This window comes from Streptomyces sp. NPDC017225 (assembly GCF_044331465.1).
Taxonomy (GTDB): domain Bacteria; phylum Actinomycetota; class Actinomycetes; order Streptomycetales; family Streptomycetaceae; genus Streptomyces.
In genome coordinates this window covers 94935-117396 of record NZ_JBIRNE010000020.1, presented here as the reverse complement: position 1 = coordinate 117396, position 22462 = coordinate 94935, and the positions used below count along the sequence as shown (strand labels likewise).

Genomic DNA, 22462 nt, shown 5'->3' with positions numbered 1-22462 from the left:
ATGGACCGGCGGCCGGGTCCGGCGCCCGGACGTGGGAGGATCGGAGGTGGCGGACCGGGGCCCGCGCACCCGGACCCGCCGTCGCCGTACGTGGAGAAGACGCGTGCGCAGGGCATATCCGGGGCGCGAGCACTGAGGAGCACCGTTGAGCAGGTTGCGCTGGCTGACCGCGGGGGAGTCCCACGGTCCCGCACTCGTCGCGACGCTGGAGGGTCTGCCCGCCGGCGTGCCGATCACCACGGACATGGTGGCGGACCATCTCGCGAGGCGGCGGCTCGGCTACGGTCGCGGTGCGCGCATGAAGTTCGAGCGGGACGAGGTGACCTTCCTCGGCGGTGTCCGGCACGGGCTCACCCTCGGTTCCCCGGTCGCGGTCATGGTCGGCAACACCGAGTGGCCCAAGTGGGAGCAGGTCATGGCGGCCGACCCGGTGGATCCTGAGGTGCTGGCCGGCCTGGCCCGCAACGCCCCGCTGACCCGCCCCCGTCCCGGCCACGCCGACCTCGCCGGCATGCAGAAGTACGGCTTCGACGAGGCCCGGCCGATCCTGGAGCGCGCCTCCGCGCGGGAGACGGCCGCCCGGGTGGCCCTGGGCGCCGTGGCGCGGTCGTACCTGAAGGAGACGGCCGGCATCGAGATCGTCAGCCACGTCGTCGAACTGGCGGCGGCCAAGGCGCCGTACGGGGTGTACCCGTCCCCCGCCGATGTGGAGAGGCTGGACGCCGACCCGGTGCGCTGCCTGGACGCGGAGGCCTCACAGGCGATGGTCGCGGAGATCGACCAGGCCCACAAGGACGGCGACACCCTCGGTGGCGTGGTCGAGGTGCTGGCGTACGACGTCCCGGTCGGGCTCGGCTCGCACGTGCACTGGGACCGCAGGCTGGACGCCCGGCTGGCCGCCGCCCTCATGGGCATCCAGGCCATCAAGGGCGTGGAGGTCGGCGACGGCTTCGGGCTGGCCCGCGTGCCCGGTTCCCAGGCGCACGACGAGATCCTGGCCGGCCCCGACGGCATCAGGCGCGCCTCGGGCCGCTCCGGTGGCACCGAGGGCGGTCTGAGCACCGGCGAGCTGCTGCGCGTGAGGGCTGCGATGAAGCCCATCGCGACCGTGCCACGGGCGCTGGCGACCGTGGACGTCGCCACCGGAGAGGCCACGCAGGCCCACCACCAGCGCTCCGACGTGTGCGCGGTGCCGGCGGCCGGCATCGTCGCCGAGGCGATGGTGGCCCTGGTGCTGGCGGACGCGGTGGCGGAGAAGTTCGGCGGCGACAGCGTCACCGAGACCCGCCGCAACGTCACCTCGTACCTCGACCACCTGGCCATCCGATGACCGCGGCCCCGCCGATCGTCCTCGTCGGCCCGATGGGCGTCGGCAAGTCGACCGTCGGCCAGCTCCTGGCCGAGCGGCTGGGCGTCGGGTACCGGGACACGGACGACGACATCGTCACCGGTCAGGGGCGCGCCATCGCCGACATCTTCGTCGACGAGGGCGAGGCGGCGTTCCGGGCCCTGGAGAAGCAGGCCGTGCGCCGCGCGCTCGCCGAGCACGACGGCGTCCTCGCCCTCGGCGGCGGCGCGGTCCTGGACGCGGACACCCGCGGCCTGCTCGCCGGGCAGCGCGTCGTCTATCTCTCGATGGAGGTCGAGGAGGCCGTCCGGCGCACCGGTCTGAACGCCGCTCGCCCGCTTCTCGCGGTCAACCCGCGCAGACAGTGGCGCGAGCTGATGGAGGCCCGCCGCCATCTGTACGAGGAGGTGGCCACGGCTGTCGTGACCACCGACGGACGTACGCCAGAAGAGGTCGCCCAAGCCGCCCTGGACGCGTTGGAGTCGACTGTGATTTCCGGGGGCGACCCCGGCCGGAGGACGCTGTAGTGAACGATGTGACGAAGATCCGGATCGACGGCACCGCGGGGTCCGACCCCTACGACGTCCTGGTGGGACGTCAGCTCCTGGGTGAGCTCGGCGCCCTGATCGGCCCGAAGGCCAAGCGGGTCGCGGTGATCCACCCGGAGGCCCTGGCCGAGACCGGCGACGCGCTGCGCGCCGACCTCGCCGAGCAGGGCTACGAGGCGGTCGCCATCCAGGTGCCCAACGCCGAGGAGGCGAAGACCGCGGAGGTCGCCGCCTACTGCTGGAAGGCGCTGGGTCAGTCCGGCTTCACCCGTACCGACGTCGTCGTCGGCGTCGGCGGCGGTGCCAGCACCGACCTGGCCGGTTTCGTGGCCGCCACCTGGCTGCGCGGCGTGCGCTGGATCGCCGTTCCCACCACCGTGCTGGCCATGGTGGACGCGGCCGTCGGCGGCAAGACCGGCATCAACACCGCCGAGGGCAAGAACCTCGTCGGCTCCTTCCACCCGCCCGCCGGTGTCCTGTGCGACCTGGCCGCCCTGGACTCGCTCCCGGTCAACGACTACGTCTCCGGACTCGCCGAGGTCATCAAGGCCGGTTTCATCGCCGACCCGGTGATCCTGGACCTGATCGAGTCCGACCCCCAGGCCGCGCGCACCCCGGCCGGACCGCACACCGCCGAGCTGATCGTGCGCTCCATCAAGGTCAAGGCCGAGGTCGTCTCCGCCGACCTGAAGGAAGCGAATCTGCGCGAGATCCTCAACTACGGCCACACGCTCGGCCACGCCATCGAGAAGAACGAGCGCTACAAGTGGCGGCACGGCGCCGCCGTCTCCGTAGGTATGCACTTCGCCGCCGAACTGGGCCGCCTCGCGGGCCGCCTGGACGACGCCACCGCCGACCGCCACCGCAGCATCCTCGAATCGGTCGGTCTGCCGCTGCACTACCGCCACGACCAGTGGCCCAAGCTCGTCGAGAACATGAAGGTCGACAAGAAGTCCCGCGGCGACCTGCTGCGCTTCATCGTCCTGGACGGCCTCGCCAGGCCCACCGTCCTCGAGGGCCCCGACCCGGCCGTGCTCCTCGCCGCCTACGGCGAGGTGGGCGAGTAGTACCCCGGCGCCCCTTTCCGTCCGATTCGCCTTGCGCGGCGCGCACTTCGGACCGCCCCCGGCCGTTCACCAAACGACGACCGGGGGCGGTACCGTTCGGCTGGGGGTCCTCCCACGCCCTTTAGGCTGTGGGGGACAGCGGGCGGGCACCGGTCCGCTGTCAGCGCCCATCGCCTGTACGAGACGGAGTGGCACCGGATGCAGCACGCAGTGGGTTCTCCGCTGCCGCCGCCCCATCAGCCGGGGCACGGACCGGCCGTCGGCTGGTCCCCGGCCGCACACCCCCCGGGCCCGCACCAGGGCCCCGCCCCCGTACCGCCGCCCGCGGCGGCGGGCTATCCCATGCGGTCCCCACACCCCGCGGCCTCCCAGCAGGCTCCGGGCCCGCACCCGGCCCCGGGCCCGCACCCGGCTCCGCGTCAGGCGGCTCCCGCCCCGCCCCCGCCGGACACCACCGGTCATGTACCGCTGCCGCCCGGCGGCCCCGTGGCCGTGCCCAGCGTGCCCCCCGCCGCGGCCGCCGCGCCCGATCCCACCACGACCACCCTCGCGGTGCTGCTCATCGGCCCCGCGGGAGCCGGCAAGACCAGCGTCGCCAAGTACTGGGCCGACCACCGCGGGGTCCCCACCGCCCACATCAGCCTCGACGACGTCCGCGAATGGGTCCGCTCCGGCTTCGCCGACCCCCAGACCGGGTGGAACGAGCACTCCGAGGCCCAGTACCGCCTGGCCCGCCGCACCTGCGGCTTCTCCGCGCGCAACTTCCTCGCCAACGGCATCTCCTGCATCCTCGACGACGCGGTCTTCCCGGACCGCCCGGTCGTCGGCCTCGGCGGCTGGAAGCGGCACGTCGGCCCCGGCCTGCTCCCGGTCGTCCTCCTGCCGGGCCTGGACATCGTCCTGGAGCGCAACGCCGAACGCAGCGGCAACCGGCGGCTCACCGACGAGGAGGTCGCCCGCATCCACGGCCGTATGGCCGGCTGGTACGGCTCCGGCCTCCCCATCATCGACAACTCGCAGCTCGGCATACCGGAAACGGCCCAGGTCCTGAACGAGGTCCTGACCCGGTCCATAGCAAGCCCACCGAGTTGGTGACACGGGACACCGTGGCGGCGTGGAGCGCGGGGCGGTGTCCACTCGCGGCTCCGCCGAGGGGGCGTGCCCAGCCCCCACTGGCGGTCGGACGCCACGCGACGACAAGCCCCCGTCCCGGCCCGCGCGTCCGGCGTACCCACGCGCACCGCCCACTCGGCGTCTCCCGAGCGGCGCCCCCCGAGTGGAGCTCATACGCTCGGCTCATGTCAGAGGTGTACGCGGCCCGCCGGACGCGCCTACGAGAACGCTGCAACGCGGGCGGCAGCGCGGCGGCGCTCGTCTCCCGGCCCGCCAACGTGCGCTATCTCGCGGGCGCCGCCCCGCACGGCGCCGTGCTGCTGCTGGGCAAGACCGAGGATCTGCTGGTCTGCTCGGGCCCTTGGGACGACCGTCAGTCGGGCGGCGTCCGGCCCGACGACTCCCTGCCGGTGCGGGCGCTGCCCGGACCCGGCGGCGATCCGGCCGTCGCGGCCACCGGCCTCGCCGCGGCCCAGGGCGCCGAGTCCCTCGCCGCCGAGGACCACCACCTCACCGTGGTCCGGCACCGCGCCATGCGCTCGGTCGCACCCCGGCTGCGCCTGGCCGACCTCGGCCAGGCGGTCGAGCAGCTCCGAGTGGTCAAGGACGAGGAGGAGATCTCCTGCCTGCGCATCGGCGCCGAGATCGCCGACCAGGCCCTCGGTGAACTCCTGGAATCCATTCTGGTCGGCCGCACCGAGCGGCACCTCGCCCTGGAGCTGGAGCGCCGGCTGGTCGACCACGGTGCCGACGGCCCCGCCTTCTCCACCTCCGTCGGCACCGGACCGAACTCCGGGCGCCGCGGTCACCGGCCCACCGACCGGCGGGTGGAGGAGGGCGACTTCCTCTCCGTCTGTCTGGGCGCCACCTACCGCGGCTACCGCTGCGAGATCGGCCGCACGTTCGTCATCGGCACCTCGCCGGCCGACTGGCAGATCGAGTTGTACGACCTCGTGTTCTCCGCCCAGCGGGCCGGCCGGGAGGCGCTCGCACCCGGCGCCGCCTGCCGCGATGTGGACCGCGCCGCCCGCCAGGCACTGGACTGCGCCGGGTACGCGGAGAACCTTCCGACCCTCACGGGTCACGGTGTCGGACTGGAAATCGACGAGGACCCGCAGTTGGCTCCCGCGGCCATGGGTAAACTGGACGCTTGTGTGCCGGTCACCGTCGAACCGGGGGTCCACCTCCCGGGCCGGGGCGGGGTCCGGATCGATGACACGCTCGTCGTGCGCCCCGAGGCGGACGGCGGACCCGAGCTACTCACCATCACGACCAAGGAGCTGCTCGCGCTCTAGCCTTCGCGCTGTGCGCATGCCGGCCCCGAGGTCGTCCACGTCAGTCCATTCCAGGAGATTCCGCAACCGTGGCTTCCACGAACGACCTCAAGAACGGCATGGTGCTCAAGCTCGAAGGCGGCCAGCTCTGGTCCGTCGTCGAGTTCCAGCACGTCAAGCCCGGCAAGGGCCCGGCCTTCGTGCGCACCAAGCTGAAGAACGTGCTCTCCGGCAAGACCGTCGACAAGACCTTCAACGCCGGCGTCAAGGTCGAGACGGCCACCGTCGACAAGCGTGACATGCAGTTCTCCTACATGGACGGCGACTACTTCGTCTTCATGGACATGGAGACCTACGACCAGCTGCACGTCGACCGCAAGGCCGTCGGCGACGCCGCCAACTTCCTGGTGGAGGGCTTCACCGCCACCGTCGCGCAGCACGAGGGCGAGGTGCTCTTCGTCGAGCTGCCCGCCGCCGTCGAGCTGACGATCCAGGAGACCGAGCCCGGCGTCCAGGGCGACCGCTCCACCGGTGGCACCAAGCCCGCCACGCTGGAGACCGGCTACCAGATCCAGGTCCCGCTCTTCATCACCACCGGTGAGAAGATCAAGGTCGACACCCGCTCGAGCGACTACCTCGGCCGGGTGAACAGCTAACCGTGGCTGCCCGCAACACGGCCCGCAAGCGCGCCTTCCAGATCCTCTTCGAGAGTGATCAGCGAGGCGCCGACGTCCTGACGGTCCTCGCCGACTGGGTCCGGCACTCCCGGTCCGACACCCGGCAGCCGCCGGTGAGCGAGTACACGATGGAGCTGGTCGAGGGCTACGCCGAGCGCGCGCGGCGCATCGACGAGCTCATCGCCCAGTACTCGGTCGGCTGGACGCTCGACCGCATGCCGGTCGTCGACCGCAACGTCCTTCGTCTGGGCGCGTACGAGCTGATCTGGGTCGACGCGACCCCGGACGCCGTCGTCCTGGACGAGATGGTGCAGCTGGCGAAGGAATTCTCCACGGACGAGTCTCCCGCGTTCGTCAACGGCCTGCTCGGCCGGCTGAAGGAGCTCAAGCCCTCGCTGCGTCGCGACGAGAGCTGAGACTGAGACGGCCCGAGAGCCCGGCAGAGAGAGCCACCACGCCGGAGGGCCCGCAGCGGGTGCGCTGCGGGCCCTCCGGCGCGTCGGTCCGCGTGCCTGCTGGTGCACGAGGCACAGGAAGTGGCACAGAGGCACATGAGAAAGCCGCCGTGGGGGGGGGGGGGGGGGGGGGGGGGGGCCCCCCCCCCGGCGGGGGGGGCCCCGGGGGGGGGGGGGGCCGGGGGGCCGGGGGGGGGGGGCCCCCCGCCCCCCCCCCCCCCCCCACCCCCCCCCCCCCCCCCCGGGGGGGGGCCCCCCCCGGGGGGGCCCCCCCCCCCCCCCCGGGCGCCACGTTTCTGCTGGGGCGGGTGCGCCTCAGGCGTCCTCGTGGGACGCCACCGCGCGGCGCGCGTCCGCGTCCAGGACACCCCAGCTGATCAGCTGCTCGGTGAGGACCGAGGGCGACTGGTCGTAGATGACGGCGAGCGTGCGCAGGTCGTCCTGACGGATCGAGAGCACCTTGCCGTTGTAGTCACCGCGCTGCGACTGGATCGTGGCCGCGTAACGCTGCAGCGGGCCCGCCTTCTCGGCCGGCACCGTGGCCAGCTGCTCCAGGTCCAGGACCAGCTTCGGCGGCGGCTCGGCGGCGCCGCCCGGAGTGGTGCCGGGCAGCAGCTCCTGCACGGGAACGCCGTAGAAGTCCGCCAGCTCGGCGAGGCGCTGCACGGTCACGGCACGGTCGCCGCGCTCGTACGAACCGACCACGACGGCCTTCCAGCGGCCCTGGGACTTCTCCTCGACACCATGGAGGGAAAGGCCCTGCTGGGTGCGGATGGCCCGGAGCTTGGCCCCGAGCTGTTTGGCGTATTCGCTGGACATATGGCTCCCCGGACAAGGTGTCGACGCGACCTGCTGTGTTGCGTGCCGCGCGGCTGGTAACTCACTGTGAGGTTACGCAGCGTTACTCTCCTGCGTCAAGCCGAATGGTCCGCACCGACGCTTCCGTGGTATCCGGGATCCGTTACTCCGAGCGGGTGACGCGGATGCGGCGCGAGGGTGACGGGGGAGTGTCGCGGGTGCCGTCGGAGCGCCTCTGTGAGCCTGATACCGTAGGTGGCGCATATTCGACGTCCTTTAACGTCCGTCCCGTGAGGCGGAGAAGGAGGTCCGTTTCTTATGGACAAGCAGCAGGACGAACAGCACGACGCGCGACCGGACGCGCTCCGGAGCGACCCCCGGGACACGCGGTCCGACGCGCGGCCCGTTCTCGAAGGGCCCGACATCGCGCGGGTCCTGACCCGTATCGCCCACGAGATCGTCGAACGCGCCAAGGGCGCCGACGACGTGGTGCTCCTCGGCATCCCGACCCGGGGCGTCTTCCTCGCCCGCCGGCTCGCCGACAAGCTCGAGCAGATCACCGAGCGCAAGATTCCGGTCGGCTCGCTCGACATCACCATGTACCGCGACGACCTGCGCATGCACCCGCCGCGAGCCCTGGCCCGCACGGAGATCCCCGGTGACGGCATCGACGGCCGCCTGGTCGTCCTCGTCGACGACGTGCTCTTCTCCGGCCGCACCATCCGCGCCGCCCTCGACGCGCTGAACGACATCGGCCGCCCGCGCGCGGTGCAGCTGGCGGTCCTCGTCGACCGGGGCCACCGCGAACTGCCCATCCGCGCCGACTACGTCGGCAAGAACCTCCCCACGTCGCTGCGGGAGACGGTCAAGGTCCAGCTCGCCGAGGAGGACGGTCGCGACACCGTGCTGCTCGGTGCCAAGCCGGCCACCCCGGGCGCCCACCCCTAGCACGCGTACGCGTCCAGCCGTGCCGTACGCCCGCTCGGTGCGCCCGCACGTGCGCCCGGCCGCCCGAATTATCCCGCTCTTCCGCATGAATCGCCTTACGGAGCCTGACAGATGCAGCGTCATCTCATCTCGGCCGCCGACCTCACCCGCGACGACGCCGTCCTGATCCTCGACACCGCCGAGGAGATGGCCCGGGTCGCCGACCGGCCGATCAAGAAACTGCCGACCCTGCGCGGCCGTACCGTCGTCAACCTCTTCTTCGAGGACTCGACGAGGACCCGGATCTCCTTCGAGGCCGCGGAGAAGCGGCTGTCCGCGGACGTCATCAACTTCACCGCCAAGGGATCGAGCGTCTCCAAGGGCGAGTCCCTCAAGGACACCGCCCAGACCCTGGAGGCCATGGGCGTCGACGCCGTCGTCATCCGGCACGGCGCCTCCGGCGCCCCCTACCGCCTGGCCACCTCCGGCTGGATCGACGCCCACGTCATCAACGCCGGCGACGGCACCCACCAGCACCCCACCCAGGCCCTGCTGGACGCCTTCACCATGCGCCGCCGCCTGGTCGGCCGCGACACCGGCCTCGGCAGGGACCTGGACGGGCGCCGGATCACGCTCGTCGGCGACATCCTGCACAGCAGGGTCGCCCGCTCCAACGTCGACCTGCTGCACACCCTGGGTGCCGAGGTGACCCTCGTCGCCCCGCCCACCCTGCTGCCGGTCGGCGTCGAGACCTGGCCCTGCGAGGTCTCCTACGACCTCGACTCGACCCTGACCAAGTCCGACGCGGTGATGCTGCTGCGCGTGCAGCGCGAGCGCATGAACGCCGCGTTCTTCCCGACCGAGCGCGAGTACTCCCGCCGCTACGGCCTCGACGGCGACCGCATGGCGAAGATGCCCGACCACGCCATCGTGATGCACCCCGGCCCGATGGTCCGCGGCATGGAGATCACCGCCGAGGTCGCCGACTCCGACCGCTGCACCGCCGTCGAGCAGGTCACCAACGGCGTCTCCATCCGGATGGCCGTCCTGTACCTGCTGCTCGGCGGCAACGAACCCGCCGTCTCCCACGCCCGCCCCACCGAGGAGAAGTAAGAACATGAGCAAGACCCTGATCCGCGGTGCGAAGGTGCTCGGCGGCGAGCCGCAGGACGTGCTGATCGACGGCACCGTCATCGAGGCGGTCGGCCGGAACCTCTCCGCCGAGGGCGCCGAGGGCGCCGAGGGCGCCGAGGGCGCCGAGGTCGTCGAGGCCGGCGGCAAGGTGCTGCTGCCCGGCCTGGTCGACCTGCACACCCACCTGCGCGAGCCCGGCCGTGAGGACTCCGAGACCGTCCTGACCGGCACCCGCGCGGCGGCGAGCGGCGGCTACACCAACGTCTTCGCCATGGCCAACACCTTCCCGGTCGCCGACACCGCCGGCGTCGTCGAGCAGGTCTGGCGGCTCGGCAAGGAGTCCGGCTACTGCGACGTGCAGCCCATCGGCGCCGTCACCGTCGGCCTGGAGGGCGCCAAGCTCGCCGAGCTGGGCGCCATGCACGAGTCCGCGGCCGGCGTCACCGTCTTCTCCGACGACGGCAAGTGTGTCCACGACGCCGTGATCATGCGCCGCGCCCTGGAGTACGTGAAGGCCTTCAACGGCGTCGTCGCCCAGCACGCCCAGGAGCCCCGGCTCACCGAGGGCGCCCAGATGAACGAGGGCGTCGTCTCCGCCGAGCTGGGTCTCGGCGGCTGGCCCGCCGTCGCCGAGGAGTCGGTCATCGCCCGGGACGTGCTGCTCGCCGAGCACGTCGGCTCCCGCGTCCACATCTGCCACCTGTCGACGGCCGGCAGCGTCGAGATCGTCCGCTGGGCCAAGTCCCGCGGCATCGACGTCACCGCCGAGGTCACCCCGCACCACCTGCTCCTCACCGACGAGCTGGTCCGGTCGTACAACCCGGTCTACAAGGTCAACCCGCCGCTGCGCACGGAGCGCGACGTGATGGCGCTGCGCGAGGCGCTCGCCGACGGCACGATCGACATCGTCGCCACCGACCACGCCCCGCACCCGCACGAGGACAAGGACTGCGAGTGGGCCGCCGCCGCCATGGGAATGGTCGGCCTGGAGACCGCGCTGTCGGTGGTGCAGGAGACCATGGTGGAAACGGGCCTGCTGGACTGGGCCGGCGTCGCCGACCGGATGTCCTCCAAGCCCGCGCAGATCGGACAGGCCACCGGACACGGCCGTCCCGTCTCGGCCGGTGAGCCCGCCAACCTCACCCTCGTCGACACGGAATACCGTGGTCGGGTGGACCCCGCGGGCTTCGCCTCGCGCAGCCGCAACACCCCCTACGAGGGTCGTGAGCTGCCGGGCCGTGTGACACACACGTGGCTGCGGGGCAAGGCCACGCTCGTCGACGGGAAGCTCACGTGACACCTCTCATCCTGCTGGCCGCCGAGAAGGAATCGGCGGAAGTGACCGACTGGGCCGCCCGCATCGGCTGGGTCATCGGCCTCGGCCTGTTCGTCGCCCTCGTCTACTGGCTGATGCGCGAGGGCTGGAAGTGGCGCAGCACCCTCCAGGGCGACCTGCCGGAGCTGCCCACCGCGCCGGACGCCCCCGGCCCGGCGAGACTGAGCCTGAGCGGCCGCTACCACGGCTCCACCACCGCCGGGCAGTGGCTGGACCGCATCGTGGCGCACGGCCTGGGCACCCGCAGCCGGGTCGAGCTGACGCTGACGGACGCGGGACTGGACGTCGTACGCCCCGGCGCGAACGACTTCTTCGTCCCCCTCGCCGCACTGCGCGAGGCCCGGCTCGACAAGGGCATCGCCGGCAAGGTCCTCACCGAGGGCGGCCTGCTGGTCGTCACCTGGGAGCACGGCGACAAGCTGATCGACTCCGGCTTCCGCTCCGACCACGCGGCCGAGCACAACGAGTGGGTCGAAACACTGAACGACATGATCAACAAGACGGAAACGGAAGGCGCACGATGACGACCTCCACCCGGGGAGCTGTGAAGACTCCCGCCGTACTCGTCCTGGAGGACGGCCGGATCTTCCGCGGCCGTGCCTACGGGGCCGTGGGGGCCACGTTCGGCGAAGCCGTGTTCTCCACCGGCATGACCGGCTACCAGGAGACCCTCACCGACCCGTCGTACCACCGCCAGGTCGTCGTGATGACCGCGCCGCACATCGGCAACACGGGCATCAACGACGAGGACATGGAGTCCAAGAAGATCTGGGTCGCCGGCTACGTCGTGCGCGACCCCGCGCGCGTGCCCTCCAGCTGGCGCTCGACGCGCACGCTGGACCAGGAGCTGGCCGCCCAGGACGTCGTCGGCATCTGCGGCATCGACACCCGCGCCCTCACCCGCCACCTGCGCGAGCGCGGCGCCATGCGCGTCGGCATCTTCAGCGGTGAGGCCGTCCAGGACGACGCCACGCTGCTGGCACGCGTCAAGGAAGCCCCCGAGATGACCGGCGCCGACCTCTCCGCCGAGGTCGCCACCACCGAGGCCTACGTCGTCCCGGCGATCGGCGAGAAGAAGTACACCGTCGCCGCGATCGACCTCGGCATCAAGGGCATGACCCCGCACCGCATGGCCGAGCGCGGCATAGAGGTGCACGTGCTGCCCGCCACGGCCACCGTCGAGGACGTCTACGCCGTCAACCCCGACGGGGTGTTCTTCTCCAACGGCCCCGGCGACCCCGCCACCGCCGACCACCCGGTCTCCGTCATGCGGGGCGTCCTGGAGCGCGGCACCCCGCTCTTCGGTATCTGCTTCGGCAACCAGATCCTGGGCCGCGCCCTCGGCTTCGGCACCTTCAAGCTGAAGTACGGCCACCGCGGCATCAACCAGCCGGTGCAGGACCGTACGACCGGCAAGGTCGAGGTCACCGCGCACAACCACGGCTTCGCCGTCGACGCCCCGCTCGACAGGGTCTCCGACACCCCCTACGGCCGCGCCGAGGTCTCCCACGTCTGCCTCAACGACAACGTGGTCGAGGGCCTCCAGCTCCTCGACAGGCCGGCCTTCAGCGTCCAGTACCACCCCGAAGCGGCGGCCGGCCCGCACGACGCCGCCTACCTGTTCGACCGCTTCACGTCTTTGATGAGCACAGTCTCGATGGAGGGCCAGCGTGCCTAAGCGCACCGATATCCAGTCCGTCCTGGTCATCGGCTCCGGCCCGATCGTCATCGGCCAGGCCGCCGAGTTCGACTACTCCGGCACCCAGGCGTGCCGGGTCCTGAAGTCCGAGGGCCTGCGGGTCGTCCTGGTGAACTCCAACCCGGCGACGATCATGACCGACCCGGAGATCGCCGACGCCACCTACGTCGAGCCGATCACCCCCGAGTTCGTCGAGAAGATCATCGCCAAGGAGCGGCCCGACGCGCTGCTGCCCACCCTGGGCGGCCAGACCGCGCTCAACACCGCCATCTCGCTGCACGGCAACGGCGTCCTGGACAAGTACGGCGTCGAACTGATCGGCGCCAATGTCGAGGCCATCAACAAGGGCGAGGACCGCGACCTGTTCAAGGAGGTCGTCGAGGAGGTCCGCAAGAAGATCGGTCACGGCGAGTCCGCCCGGTCCTACATCTGCCACTCCATGGACGACGTCCTCAAGGGCGTCGAGGAGCTCGGCGGCTACCCGGTCGTCGTCCGCCCGTCCTTCACCATGGGCGGCGCCGGCTCCGGCTTCGCCCACGACGAGGAGGAGCTGCGCCGCATCGCCGGTCAGGGCCTCACCCTCTCGCCGACCACCGAGGTGCTCCTGGAGGAGTCCATCCTCGGCTGGAAGGAGTACGAGCTGGAGCTGATGCGCGACAAGAACGACAACGTCGTGGTCGTCTGCTCCATCGAGAACTTCGACCCCATGGGCGTCCACACCGGAGACTCGATCACCGTGGCGCCGGCGATGACGCTGACCGACCGCGAGTACCAGGTGCTCCGCGACGTCGGCATCGCGATCATCCGCGAGGTCGGCGTCGACACCGGCGGCTGCAACATCCAGTTCGCGGTCAACCCCGAGGACGGCCGCGTCATCGTCATCGAGATGAACCCGCGCGTGTCGCGCTCCTCGGCGCTGGCCTCCAAGGCGACCGGCTTCCCGATCGCCAAGATCGCCGCCAAGCTGGCCGTCGGCTACACGCTGGACGAGATCCCGAACGACATCACGCGGGAGACCCCGGCCTCCTTCGAGCCGACTCTCGACTACGTGGTCGTCAAGGCCCCGCGGTTCGCCTTCGAGAAGTTCCCGAGCGCGGACTCCACGCTGACCACCACCATGAAGTCGGTCGGCGAGGCCATGGCCATCGGCCGCAACTTCACCGAGGCCTTCCAGAAGGCGCTGCGCTCGCTGGAGAAGAAGGGCAGCCAGTTCACGTTCGTCGGCGAGCCCGGCGACAAGAAGGCGCTGCTGGAGGAGGCCGTCCGGCCCACCGACGGCCGCATCAACGCCGTCATGCAGGCCATCCGCGCGGGCGCCACCCCCGAGGAGGTCTTCGAGTACACGAAGATCGACCCCTGGTTCGTCGACCAGCTCTTCCTCATCAAGGAGATCGCCGACGAGCTCGCCGAGGCGCCCGAGCTGACCGCCGGCCTGCTCGCCGAGGCCAAGCGGCACGGCTTCTCCGACCAGCAGCTCGGCGAGATCCGCGGCCTGCGCGAGGACGTCGTCCGCGAGGTGCGGCACGCGCTCGGCATCCGCCCGGTCTACAAGACGGTCGACACCTGCGCCGCCGAGTTCGCCGCGAAGACGCCGTACTTCTACTCCTCCTACGACGAGGAGACCGAGGTCGCGCGCCGCGAGAAGCCGGCCGTCATCATCCTGGGCTCCGGCCCCAACCGCATCGGCCAGGGCATCGAGTTCGACTACTCCTGCGTCCACGCCTCCTTCGCGCTCAGTGACGCCGGGTACGAGACCGTGATGGTCAACTGCAACCCGGAGACCGTCTCCACCGACTACGACACCTCCGACCGGCTGTACTTCGAGCCGCTCACGCTGGAGGACGTCCTGGAGATCGTCCACGCGGAGCAGCAGGCCGGCCCGATCGCGGGCGTCATCGTCCAGCTCGGCGGCCAGACCCCGCTGGGCCTGGCCCAGGCGCTCAAGGACAACGGCGTGCCGGTCGTCGGCACCCCGCCCGAGGCCATCCACGCCGCCGAGGACCGGGGCGCCTTCGGCCAGGTCCTCGCGGAGGCCGGTCTGCCCGCCCCCAAGCACGGCACCGCCACCACCTTCGCGGGTGCCAAGGCCATCGCCGACGAGATCGGCTACCCGGTCCTCGTGCGGCCCTCCTACGTCCTCGGCGGACGAGGCATGGAGATCGTCTACGACGAGACCCGCCTGGAGGCGTACATCGCCGAGTCGACCGAGATCAGCCCGTCCCGCCCGGTCCTGGTCGACCGGTTCCTGGACGACGCGATCGAGATCGACGTCGACGCCCTGTACGACGGCGAGGAGCTGTACCTCGGCGGTGTCATGGAGCACATCGAGGAGGCCGGCATCCACTCCGGCGACTCGGCGTGCGCCCTGCCCCCGATCACGCTCGGCGGCTTCGACATCAAGCGGCTGCGCGCCTCGACCGAGGGCATCGCCAAGGGCGTCGGCGTGCGCGGCCTGATCAACATCCAGTTCGCGCTGGCCGGGGACATCCTCTACGTCCTGGAGGCCAACCCGCGCGCCTCGCGCACCGTCCCCTTCACCTCGAAGGCGACCGCGGTGCCGCTGGCCAAGGCCGCCGCCCGCATCTCGCTGGGCGCCACCATCGCCGAACTGCGCGCCGAGGGCCTGCTCCCGGCCGGCGGCGACGGCGGCGAGCTGCCGCTGGACGCGCCGATCTCCGTCAAGGAGGCCGTGATGCCCTGGTCCCGCTTCCGGGACATCCACGGCCGCGGCGTCGACACGGTCCTCGGCCCGGAGATGCGCTCCACCGGCGAGGTCATGGGCATCGACTCGGTCTTCGGCACGGCGTACGCCAAGTCGCAGGCCGGCGCGTACGGGCCGCTGCCGACCAAGGGGCGGGCCTTCATCTCGGTCGCCAACCGGGACAAGCGCTCGATGATCTTCCCGGCCCGTGAGCTGGTCGCCCACGGCTTCGAGCTGATGGCCACCTCCGGCACCGCCGAGGTCCTCAAGCGCAACGGCATCAACGCCACCGTCGTGCGCAAGCAGTCCGAGGGCACCGGCCCGAACGGCGAGAAGACCATCGTCCAGCTGATCCACGACGGCGAGGTCGACCTCATCGTCAACACCCCGTACGGCACCGGCGGCCGCCTCGACGGCTACGACATCCGTACGGCGGCCGTGGCCCGCTCCGTGCCCTGCCTGACGACGGTCCAGGCGCTGGCGGCGGCGGTGCAGGGCATCGACGCCCTCACCCACGGCGACGTGGGAGTGCGCTCACTCCAGGAACACGCCGAATTCCTGATCGCCGCCCGCGACTAGCAGCCCCGAGGGGGACACCGGAAAACGGTGTCCCCCTCTTCATGAGCCCCAGAGAGCATCACAGGGTCTCTGGCGCCACAGAGGCTTCACGAGGACACATGTACAAGATCTTCTTCAAGCTCGTCTTCTCCCGCATGGACCCGGAGCGGGCCCACCACCTCGCCTTCCGCTGGATCCGTCTCGCCGTCCGCGTCCCCGTGCTGCGGACCTTCGTCGCCGCCGCGCTGGCGCCCCGGCACAGGGAACTGCGCACCGAGGCCCTGGGCCTGCGCATGCACGGGCCCTTCGGGCTCGCCGCAGGCTTCGACAAGAACGCGGTCGCCGTCGACGGCATGGCGATGCTCGGCTTCGACCACGTCGAGATCGGTACCGTGACGGGGGAGCCGCAGCCCGGCAACCCCAAGAAGCGGCTGTTCCGGCTGGTGAGCGACCGGGCGCTGATCAACCGCATGGGCTTCAACAACGACGGCTCGCTGGCCGTCGCCGCCCGCCTGGCCTCCCGTACGCCCGTCTTCCGGACCGTCGTCGGCGTCAACATCGGCAAGACGAAGGCCGTCCCGGAGGAGGAGGCCGTCGGCGACTACGTGAAGTCCGCCGAGCGGCTGGCCCCGCACGCCGACTACCTCGTCGTCAACGTCTCCTCCCCGAACACGCCCGGCCTGCGCGACCTCCAGGCCACCGAGGCGCTGCGCCCGCTGCTGACCGCGGTCCGCGAGGCCGCCGACCGCGCGGTCACCGCGCGGCGCGTCCCCCTCCTGGTGAAGATCGCGCCGGACCTCGCCGACGAGGACGTCGACGCCGTCGCCGACCTGGCCGTGGAGCTGGGCCTGGACGGCATCATCGCCACCAACACCACCATCGCGCGCGAGGGACTCGGCCTGACGTCCTCGCCCGTCCTGGTGCGGGAGACCGGCGGACTGTCCGGCGCCCCCCTCAAGGAGCGGTCCCTGGAGGTGCTGCGCCGCCTCTACGCGCGCGTGGGCGACCGGATCACCCTGGTGGGCGTCGGCGGCGTCGAGACCGCGGAGGACGCCTGGCAGCGCATCCTGGCCGGAGCCACGCTGGTCCAGGGCTACAGCGCGTTCATCTACGAGGGGCCCTTCTGGGGCCGCGCCGTCCACAAGGGCCTCGCCGCGCGCCTGCGGCAGAGCCCCTACGCCACCCTCGCCGACGCGGTCGGCGCCGATGTGAGGAAGCCCCGATGACCAGCACGACGGCACTCGAGCCCTTCGGCGCCCGGCTGCGCCGCGCGATGGACGAGCGCGGCCCGCTGTGCGTCGGCATCGACCCGCACGCCTCCCTGCTCGCCGAGTGGGGCCTGGACGACGACGTGGCGGGCCTGGAGCGCTTCAGCCGCACCGTCGTAGAGGCGGTGGCCGACCGGGTCGCCGTCCTCAAGCCGCAGAGCGCCTTCTTCGAGCGCTTCGGATCGCGCGGCGTCGCCGTCCTGGAGAAGTCGGTCGAAGAGGCGCGGGCGGCCGGCGCGCTGGTCGTCATGGACGCCAAGCGCGGGGACATCGGTTCGACCATGGCCGCGTACGCCGAGTCCTTCCTGCGCGAGGGCGCCCCGCTGTTCTCCGACGCCCTCACCGTCTCGCCGTACCTGGGCTACGGCTCCCTGAGGCCCGCCGTCGACATGGCGCGCGAGAGCGGCGCGGGCCTGTTCGTGCTGGCGCTGACCTCCAACCCGGAGGGCGGCGAGGTCCAGCACGCGGTCCGGGCCGACGGGCGCGGCGTCGGGGCGACGATGCTGGCACACCTGGCCGCGGAGAACGCGGGAGAGGCGCCGCTCGGCTCCTTCGGCGCGGTGGTCGGCGCCACCCTCGGTGACCTGTCGTCGTACGACCTGGACATCAACGGCCCGCTCCTGGCTCCGGGCATCGGCGCGCAGGGAGCCACCCCGGCGGATCTGCCGCGGGTCTTCGGCGCCGCGGTGCGCGACGTCGTTCCCAACGTCAGCCGGGGTGTTCTGCGTCACGGCCCCGATCAGGTGGCGTTGCGGAGGGCCGCGGACCGTTTCGCGGAGGAGATCAGGACCGCGGTCACGGCGGCCTGATGCTGAATACATCCTCAAATCAGAGGCATTATGTCCTAAATGCCTGGCCTGGCGGAGGCTGACCAGGACTTTTCCGCTGTTCTCGCTGACTCTGGCGGACATGACCGCTAGTCTCCGACAGGAGTCAACGGGCGAGCGTGTTGCTCGTGGCTCCCCAGGTGTGGGGCGACTAGGTTCCTCACCGGTCCGTATCCGACAGTTCGACATCCGAGGTGACGTAGGCGTGGCTCTTCCGCCCCTTACCCCTGAACAGCGCGCAGCCGCGCTCGAAAAGGCCGCCGCGGCTCGCCGGGAGCGGGCCGAGGTCAAGAATCGACTCAAGCACTCCGGCGCCTCCCTCCACGAGGTCATCAAGCAGGGCCAGGAGAACGACGTCATCGGCAAGATGAAGGTCTCCGCCCTCCTCGAGTCCCTGCCGGGCGTGGGCAAGGTCCGCGCCAAGCAGATCATGGAGCGACTGGGTATCTCCGAGAGCCGCCGTGTGCGTGGGCTCGGTTCCAACCAGATCGCCTCCCTGGAGCGCGAGTTCGGCAGCACCGGCAGCTGAGTCCGGAGCACTCCGGGATTGCTGGAATAATCGCTGCATGGCTGCAACACCCCGGGGGACGTCCCCCGTACCCCCGGACGCACGTCCGCGGCTGACCGTGCTCTCCGGCCCCTCAGGGGTCGGCAAGAGCACGGTCGTCGCCCATATGCGCAAGGAACACCCCGAGGTCTGGCTCTCGGTCTCGGCGACGACCCGCAGGCCCCGCCCCGGCGAGCAGCACGGTGTCCACTACTTCTTCGTCACCGACGAGGAGATGGACAAGCTGATCGCCAACGGCGAGCTGCTGGAGTGGGCCGAGTTCGCCGGCAACCGCTACGGCACGCCGCGCGCGGCCGTACTGGAACGCCTGGAGGCCGGTGAGCCGGTGCTCCTGGAGATCGACCTCCAGGGCGCGCGGCAGGTCCGCGAGTCCATGCCCGAGGCCCAGCTGGTGTTCCTGGCCCCGCCCTCCTGGGAGGAGCTGGTGCGCAGGCTCACCGGCCGGGGCACCGAGCCGCCGGAGGTGATCGAGCGCCGCCTCGCCGCGGCCAAGGTCGAGCTGGCGGCCGAGCCGGAGTTCGACCAGACCCTGGTCAACACCTCCGTCGAGGACGTGGCGCGTGAGCTGCTAGCCTTGACGAACGTCGTGTGATCGCGACCGATCGGTCGGCCGATCACCCGGGTTCCTCGGAGGACGCCCCGACCTTCGGGCCGGGGAGGAACAGGAACCCTGCGCAGCGGGGTAGGAAACGGGATTTCGCCTCCGGGGCGAAACACCGTCCGCCTGACCGGGTAGGCTGAGCACCGTGCGTCGCGAGAACCAAGCGCGTACGTCGTGCTGATCGAGAGCCAGGACAGCACATGCACCTCCGAGCTTTGCTGTACAAACCGGGCTGGTTTCAACCCGGCTGGTGTTGATCGTGGAAGACCTGTCGGTCGCTGACCCGCAGGCGGCGTGAGCCAGGAATCCCCCTGCTTCGGCTGGGGGAGGATTCAATCGACTGAATCTTTCCCATCCATCGGAAGGTAGAGCGTGTCCTCTTCCATCTCCGCGCCCGAGGGCATCATCAACCCGCCGATCGACGAGCTCCTCGAGGCCACGGACTCGAAGTACAGCCTCGTGATCTACGCGGCCAAGCGGGCCCGCCAGATCAACGCGTACTACTCGCAGCTCGGTGAAGGCCTCCTCGAGTACGTCGGTCCCCTCGTCGACACCCACGTCCACGAGAAGCCGCTCTCGATCGCCCTTCGCGAGATCAACGCGGGGCTGCTGACCTCCGAGGCCATCGACGGTCCGGCGCAGTAGTACCGGCAGCAATGGCGGTAGTATCGTCAGCCTGAAGCTGACTTTTCCACAGGCCCGGCAGCGCGACTGCCGGGCCTGTGGTGTGTGATGGGTCGAACGCGTTTTCCGAGTCGGGGAGAGACGGTGGACAAGCCCAAGGTCGTTCTGGGGGTCAGCGGCGGCATCGCCGCGTACAAGGCCTGTGAGCTGCTGCGCAGATTCACGGAGTCGGGGCACGAGGTCCGGGTCGTCCCCACCGCCTCCGCACTGCACTTCGTCGGTGCCGCCACCTGGTCCGCCCTCTCCGGTCACCCCGTGTCGACCGAGGTGTGGGACTACGTCCACGAGGTCCCGCACGTGCGCATCGGCCAGCACGCCGACCTGGTCGTCGTCGCCCCGGCCACCGCGGACATGCTCGCCAGGGCGGCCCACGGCCTCGCCGACGACCTCCTCACCAACACGCTGCTCACGGCCCGCTGCCCGGTCGTCTTCGCCCCCGCCATGCACACCGAGATGTGGGAGCACCCGGCCACCCAGGAGAACGTGGCGACGCTGCGCCGCCGCGGCGCGGTCGTCGTCGAGCCCGCCGTCGGCCGCCTCACCGGCGTCGACACCGGCAAGGGCCGGCTGCCCGACCCGGGCGAGATCTTCGAGGTCTGCCGCCGGGTGCTCGCCCGCGGCGCGGCCGAGCCCGACCTCGCCGGACGGCACGTCGTCGTCAGCGCCGGCGGCACCCGGGAGCCCCTCGACCCGGTCCGCTTCCTCGGCAACCGCTCCTCCGGCAAGCAGGGCTACGCCCTCGCCCGCACCGCCGCCGCCCGGGGCGCCCGCGTCACGCTGGTCGCGGCGAACGCGTCGCTGCCGGACCCGGCCGGCGTCGACGTGGTCCCGGTGGGCACGGCCGTGGAGCTGCGCGAGGCGATGCTGCGCGCCGCGTCGGACGCCGACGCCGTCGTCATGGCCGCCGCGGTCGCGGACTTCCGGCCGGCGACGTACGCCGCCGGGAAGATAAAGAAGAAGGACGACCAGGAGCCCGCCCCGATCACCCTGGTGCGCAACCCGGACATCCTCGCGGAGATCTCCGCGGACCGGGCCCGCTCCGGTCAGGTGGTCGTCGGCTTCGCCGCCGAGACCGACGACGTCCTCGCCAACGGCAGGGCCAAGCTGAAGCGCAAGGGCTGCGACCTCCTCGTGGTCAACGAGGTGGGGGAGCGCAAGACCTTCGGATCCGAGGAGAACGAGGCCGTCGTCCTCGGCGCCGACGGCAGCGAGACCCCGGTGGCACACGGCCCGAAGGAAGCCCTGGCGGAAACCGTGTGGGACCTCGTGGCCGAACGGCTCGGCTGAATGACCCAATCACTCCACCCGGCTCGCGAACCCCGCGCATTCGAGCGTGGCGACCCTGGCCAAGGGCGCTCCGTTGCGGGCAGAATGCCCGTGCCGCAGGTCACAGCCCTCCCGAGAGCTGAGACGGGTGGGCCCGCGGCGGAGCGCGACCGATAAACTGTTCTCGGACGTCGCCGGGTGCAGCTCCCCGTGCCGTCCACCAATGATCAGCCAGCAGCCGCTGCAACCCCAGGGAGCGTTGTGTCCCGTCGCTTGTTCACCTCGGAGTCCGTGACCGAGGGTCACCCCGACAAGATCGCTGACCAGATCAGCGACACCATTCTCGACGCGCTTCTGCGTGAGGACCCGACCTCCCGGGTCGCCGTCGAAACCCTGATCACCACCGGCCTGGTGCACGTGGCCGGTGAGGTCACGACCAAGGCCTACGCGGACATCGCCACGCTGGTCCGCGGCAAGATCCTGGAGATCGGCTACGACTCCTCGAAGAAGGGCTTCGACGGCGCCTCCTGCGGTGTCTCGGTCTCGATCGGCGCGCAGTCCCCGGACATCGCTCAGGGCGTCGACACGGCCTACGAGAACCGGGTCGAGGGCGACGAGGACGAGCTGGACCGGCAGGGCGCGGGCGACCAGGGCCTGATGTTCGGCTACGCGTCCGACGAGACGCCGACCCTGATGCCGCTGCCGGTCTTCCTGGCGCACCGCCTGTCCAAGCGCCTGTCGGACGTCCGCAAGAACGGCACCATCCCCTACCTGCGCCCGGACGGCAAGACCCAGGTCACCATCGAGTACGACGGCGACAAGGCCGTCCGCCTCGACACGGTCGTCGTCTCCTCCCAGCACGCGAGCGACATCGACCTGGAGTCCCTGCTCGCTCCCGACATCAAGGAATTCGTCGTCGAGCCGGAGCTGAAGGCGCTGCTCGAGGACGGCATCAAGCTCGACACGGAGAACTACCGCCTCCTGGTGAACCCGACCGGCCGCTTCGAGATCGGCGGCCCGATGGGCGACGCCGGTCTGACCGGCCGCAAGATCATCATCGACACCTACGGCGGCATGGCCCGCCACGGTGGCGGCGCCTTCTCCGGCAAGGACCCCTCCAAGGTCGACCGCTCCGCCGCCTACGCGATGCGCTGGGTCGCCAAGAACGTCGTCGCCGCGGGCCTCGCCGCCCGCTGCGAGGTCCAGGTCGCCTACGCCATCGGAAAGGCCGAGCCGGTCGGTCTCTTCGTGGAGACCTTCGGCACCGCCAAGGTCGACGCCGAGAAGATCGAGAAGGCGATCGACGAGGTCTTCGACCTGCGTCCGGCCGCCATCATCCGCGACCTCGACCTGCTCCGCCCGATCTACGCCCAGACCGCGGCGTACGGCCACTTCGGCCGTGAGCTGCCCGACTTCACGTGGGAGCGCACCGACCGCGTGGACGCGCTGCGGCAGGCGGCGGGGCTGTAGGGCACCCGAGGTCCCGACGGCACGTCACGAGGCCCGGTGTCCCCGGTGGGGGCGCCGGGCCTCGGCGTGTCCGCGGGCGGGCCGGGCAGGCACGTGGCGCGGCGGTGCGCGCCCGGGCACCGTCGTTTGTCAGTGGTCTTTGG

At 71.3% G+C, this 22462-nt stretch carries 21 protein-coding genes; 20 read left to right on the top strand and 1 reads right to left on the bottom strand.

Features of this window, described 5'->3' with window-relative positions; genetic code table 11:
- The first annotated feature begins 145 nt into the window (after positions 1–145).
- From aroC to nusB, 7 genes are all read left to right on the top strand, one after another.
- Positions 146–1330 (top strand): chorismate synthase, encoded by a 1185-nt coding sequence (gene aroC / locus ACH4NX_RS31820; protein WP_398128381.1) that lies wholly within the window; start codon positions 146–148, stop codon positions 1328–1330.
- The gene (locus tag ACH4NX_RS31815; protein ID WP_351394312.1) at positions 1327–1875 is read left to right on the top strand and encodes a shikimate kinase; all 549 of its coding nucleotides are present in this window, start codon (positions 1327–1329) and stop codon (positions 1873–1875) included. The genes aroC and ACH4NX_RS31815 overlap by 4 nt, the downstream gene beginning before the upstream one ends.
- Positions 1875–2963, top strand: coding sequence for a 3-dehydroquinate synthase (aroB, locus tag ACH4NX_RS31810; protein ID WP_398128380.1), 1089 nt, complete (start codon positions 1875–1877; stop codon positions 2961–2963). Before ACH4NX_RS31815 ends, aroB begins: the two co-directional genes overlap by 1 nt.
- 198 nt (positions 2964–3161) lie before the next feature.
- Positions 3162–4058, top strand: a complete 897-nt coding sequence (locus ACH4NX_RS31805) for a Pro-rich N-terminal domain-containing protein (protein ID WP_398128379.1) — start codon at positions 3162–3164, stop codon at positions 4056–4058.
- A gap of 203 nt (positions 4059–4261) precedes the next feature.
- Positions 4262–5371 (top strand): aminopeptidase P family protein, encoded by a 1110-nt coding sequence (locus ACH4NX_RS31800; protein ID WP_351394320.1) that lies wholly within the window; start codon positions 4262–4264, stop codon positions 5369–5371.
- A 68-nt stretch (positions 5372–5439) separates the two neighbouring features.
- Positions 5440–6006: an elongation factor P gene (gene efp, locus ACH4NX_RS31795; RefSeq protein WP_351394323.1), complete on the top strand. Its 567-nt coding sequence runs from the start codon at positions 5440–5442 to the stop codon at positions 6004–6006.
- Positions 6007–6008: 2 nt separating this feature from the next.
- Positions 6009–6443, top strand: coding sequence for a transcription antitermination factor NusB (gene nusB / locus ACH4NX_RS31790; RefSeq protein ID WP_345594773.1), 435 nt, complete (start codon positions 6009–6011; stop codon positions 6441–6443).
- A 354-nt stretch (positions 6444–6797) separates the two neighbouring features.
- Here the strand turns inward: nusB and bldD are convergent, their stop codons facing one another.
- Positions 6798–7301, bottom strand: coding sequence for a transcriptional regulator BldD (gene bldD, locus ACH4NX_RS31785; RefSeq protein WP_279565701.1), 504 nt, complete (start codon positions 7299–7301; stop codon positions 6798–6800).
- A gap of 297 nt (positions 7302–7598) precedes the next feature.
- Here bldD and pyrR point away from each other — a divergent pair, with 297 nt between their 5' ends.
- The 13 genes from pyrR (at position 7599) to metK (ending at position 22319) form a co-directional block, all read left to right on the top strand.
- Positions 7599–8228, top strand: coding sequence for a bifunctional pyr operon transcriptional regulator/uracil phosphoribosyltransferase PyrR (gene pyrR / locus ACH4NX_RS31780; protein WP_351394328.1), 630 nt, complete (start codon positions 7599–7601; stop codon positions 8226–8228).
- A gap of 111 nt (positions 8229–8339) precedes the next feature.
- Positions 8340–9320, top strand: a complete 981-nt coding sequence (locus tag ACH4NX_RS31775) for an aspartate carbamoyltransferase catalytic subunit (protein ID WP_351394331.1) — start codon at positions 8340–8342, stop codon at positions 9318–9320.
- Between the two features lie 4 nt (positions 9321–9324).
- Positions 9325–10638: a dihydroorotase gene (locus ACH4NX_RS31770; RefSeq protein WP_398128378.1), complete on the top strand. Its 1314-nt coding sequence runs from the start codon at positions 9325–9327 to the stop codon at positions 10636–10638.
- Complete coding sequence (locus ACH4NX_RS31765; RefSeq protein WP_351394337.1) at positions 10635–11201, top strand: hypothetical protein; 567 nt, start codon at positions 10635–10637, stop codon at positions 11199–11201. The genes ACH4NX_RS31770 and ACH4NX_RS31765 overlap by 4 nt, the downstream gene beginning before the upstream one ends.
- Positions 11198–12355: a glutamine-hydrolyzing carbamoyl-phosphate synthase small subunit gene (gene carA, locus ACH4NX_RS31760; protein WP_351394340.1), complete on the top strand. Its 1158-nt coding sequence runs from the start codon at positions 11198–11200 to the stop codon at positions 12353–12355. The genes ACH4NX_RS31765 and carA overlap by 4 nt, the downstream gene beginning before the upstream one ends.
- Positions 12348–15656, top strand: a complete 3309-nt coding sequence (gene carB, locus ACH4NX_RS31755; RefSeq protein WP_398128377.1) for a carbamoyl-phosphate synthase large subunit — start codon at positions 12348–12350, stop codon at positions 15654–15656. The genes carA and carB overlap by 8 nt, the downstream gene beginning before the upstream one ends.
- Before the next feature lie 98 nt (positions 15657–15754).
- Positions 15755–16861, top strand: coding sequence for a quinone-dependent dihydroorotate dehydrogenase (locus tag ACH4NX_RS31750; protein ID WP_398128376.1), 1107 nt, complete (start codon positions 15755–15757; stop codon positions 16859–16861).
- A complete protein-coding gene (gene pyrF / locus ACH4NX_RS31745) occupies positions 16858–17712 on the top strand; it encodes an orotidine-5'-phosphate decarboxylase (protein WP_398128375.1) in 855 nt (284 codons plus the stop codon). Before ACH4NX_RS31750 ends, pyrF begins: the two co-directional genes overlap by 4 nt.
- 223 nt (positions 17713–17935) lie before the next feature.
- Positions 17936–18259 carry an integration host factor gene (locus ACH4NX_RS31740; RefSeq protein WP_003977346.1) on the top strand — a complete coding sequence of 108 codons (324 nt, stop codon included), beginning with the start codon at positions 17936–17938 and terminating at the stop codon, positions 18257–18259.
- Positions 18260–18296: 37 nt separating this feature from the next.
- Positions 18297–18890 carry a guanylate kinase gene (gene gmk, locus ACH4NX_RS31735; RefSeq protein ID WP_210961445.1) on the top strand — a complete coding sequence of 198 codons (594 nt, stop codon included), beginning with the start codon at positions 18297–18299 and terminating at the stop codon, positions 18888–18890.
- Between the two features lie 381 nt (positions 18891–19271).
- A complete protein-coding gene (rpoZ, locus tag ACH4NX_RS31730) occupies positions 19272–19544 on the top strand; it encodes a DNA-directed RNA polymerase subunit omega (RefSeq protein WP_018570191.1) in 273 nt (90 codons plus the stop codon).
- 123 nt (positions 19545–19667) lie between these two features.
- Positions 19668–20870 carry a bifunctional phosphopantothenoylcysteine decarboxylase/phosphopantothenate--cysteine ligase CoaBC gene (gene coaBC, locus ACH4NX_RS31725; protein WP_398128374.1) on the top strand — a complete coding sequence of 401 codons (1203 nt, stop codon included), beginning with the start codon at positions 19668–19670 and terminating at the stop codon, positions 20868–20870.
- Between the two features lie 240 nt (positions 20871–21110).
- A complete protein-coding gene (gene metK, locus ACH4NX_RS31720) occupies positions 21111–22319 on the top strand; it encodes a methionine adenosyltransferase (protein WP_398128373.1) in 1209 nt (402 codons plus the stop codon).
- Positions 22320–22462 lie beyond the last annotated feature (143 nt).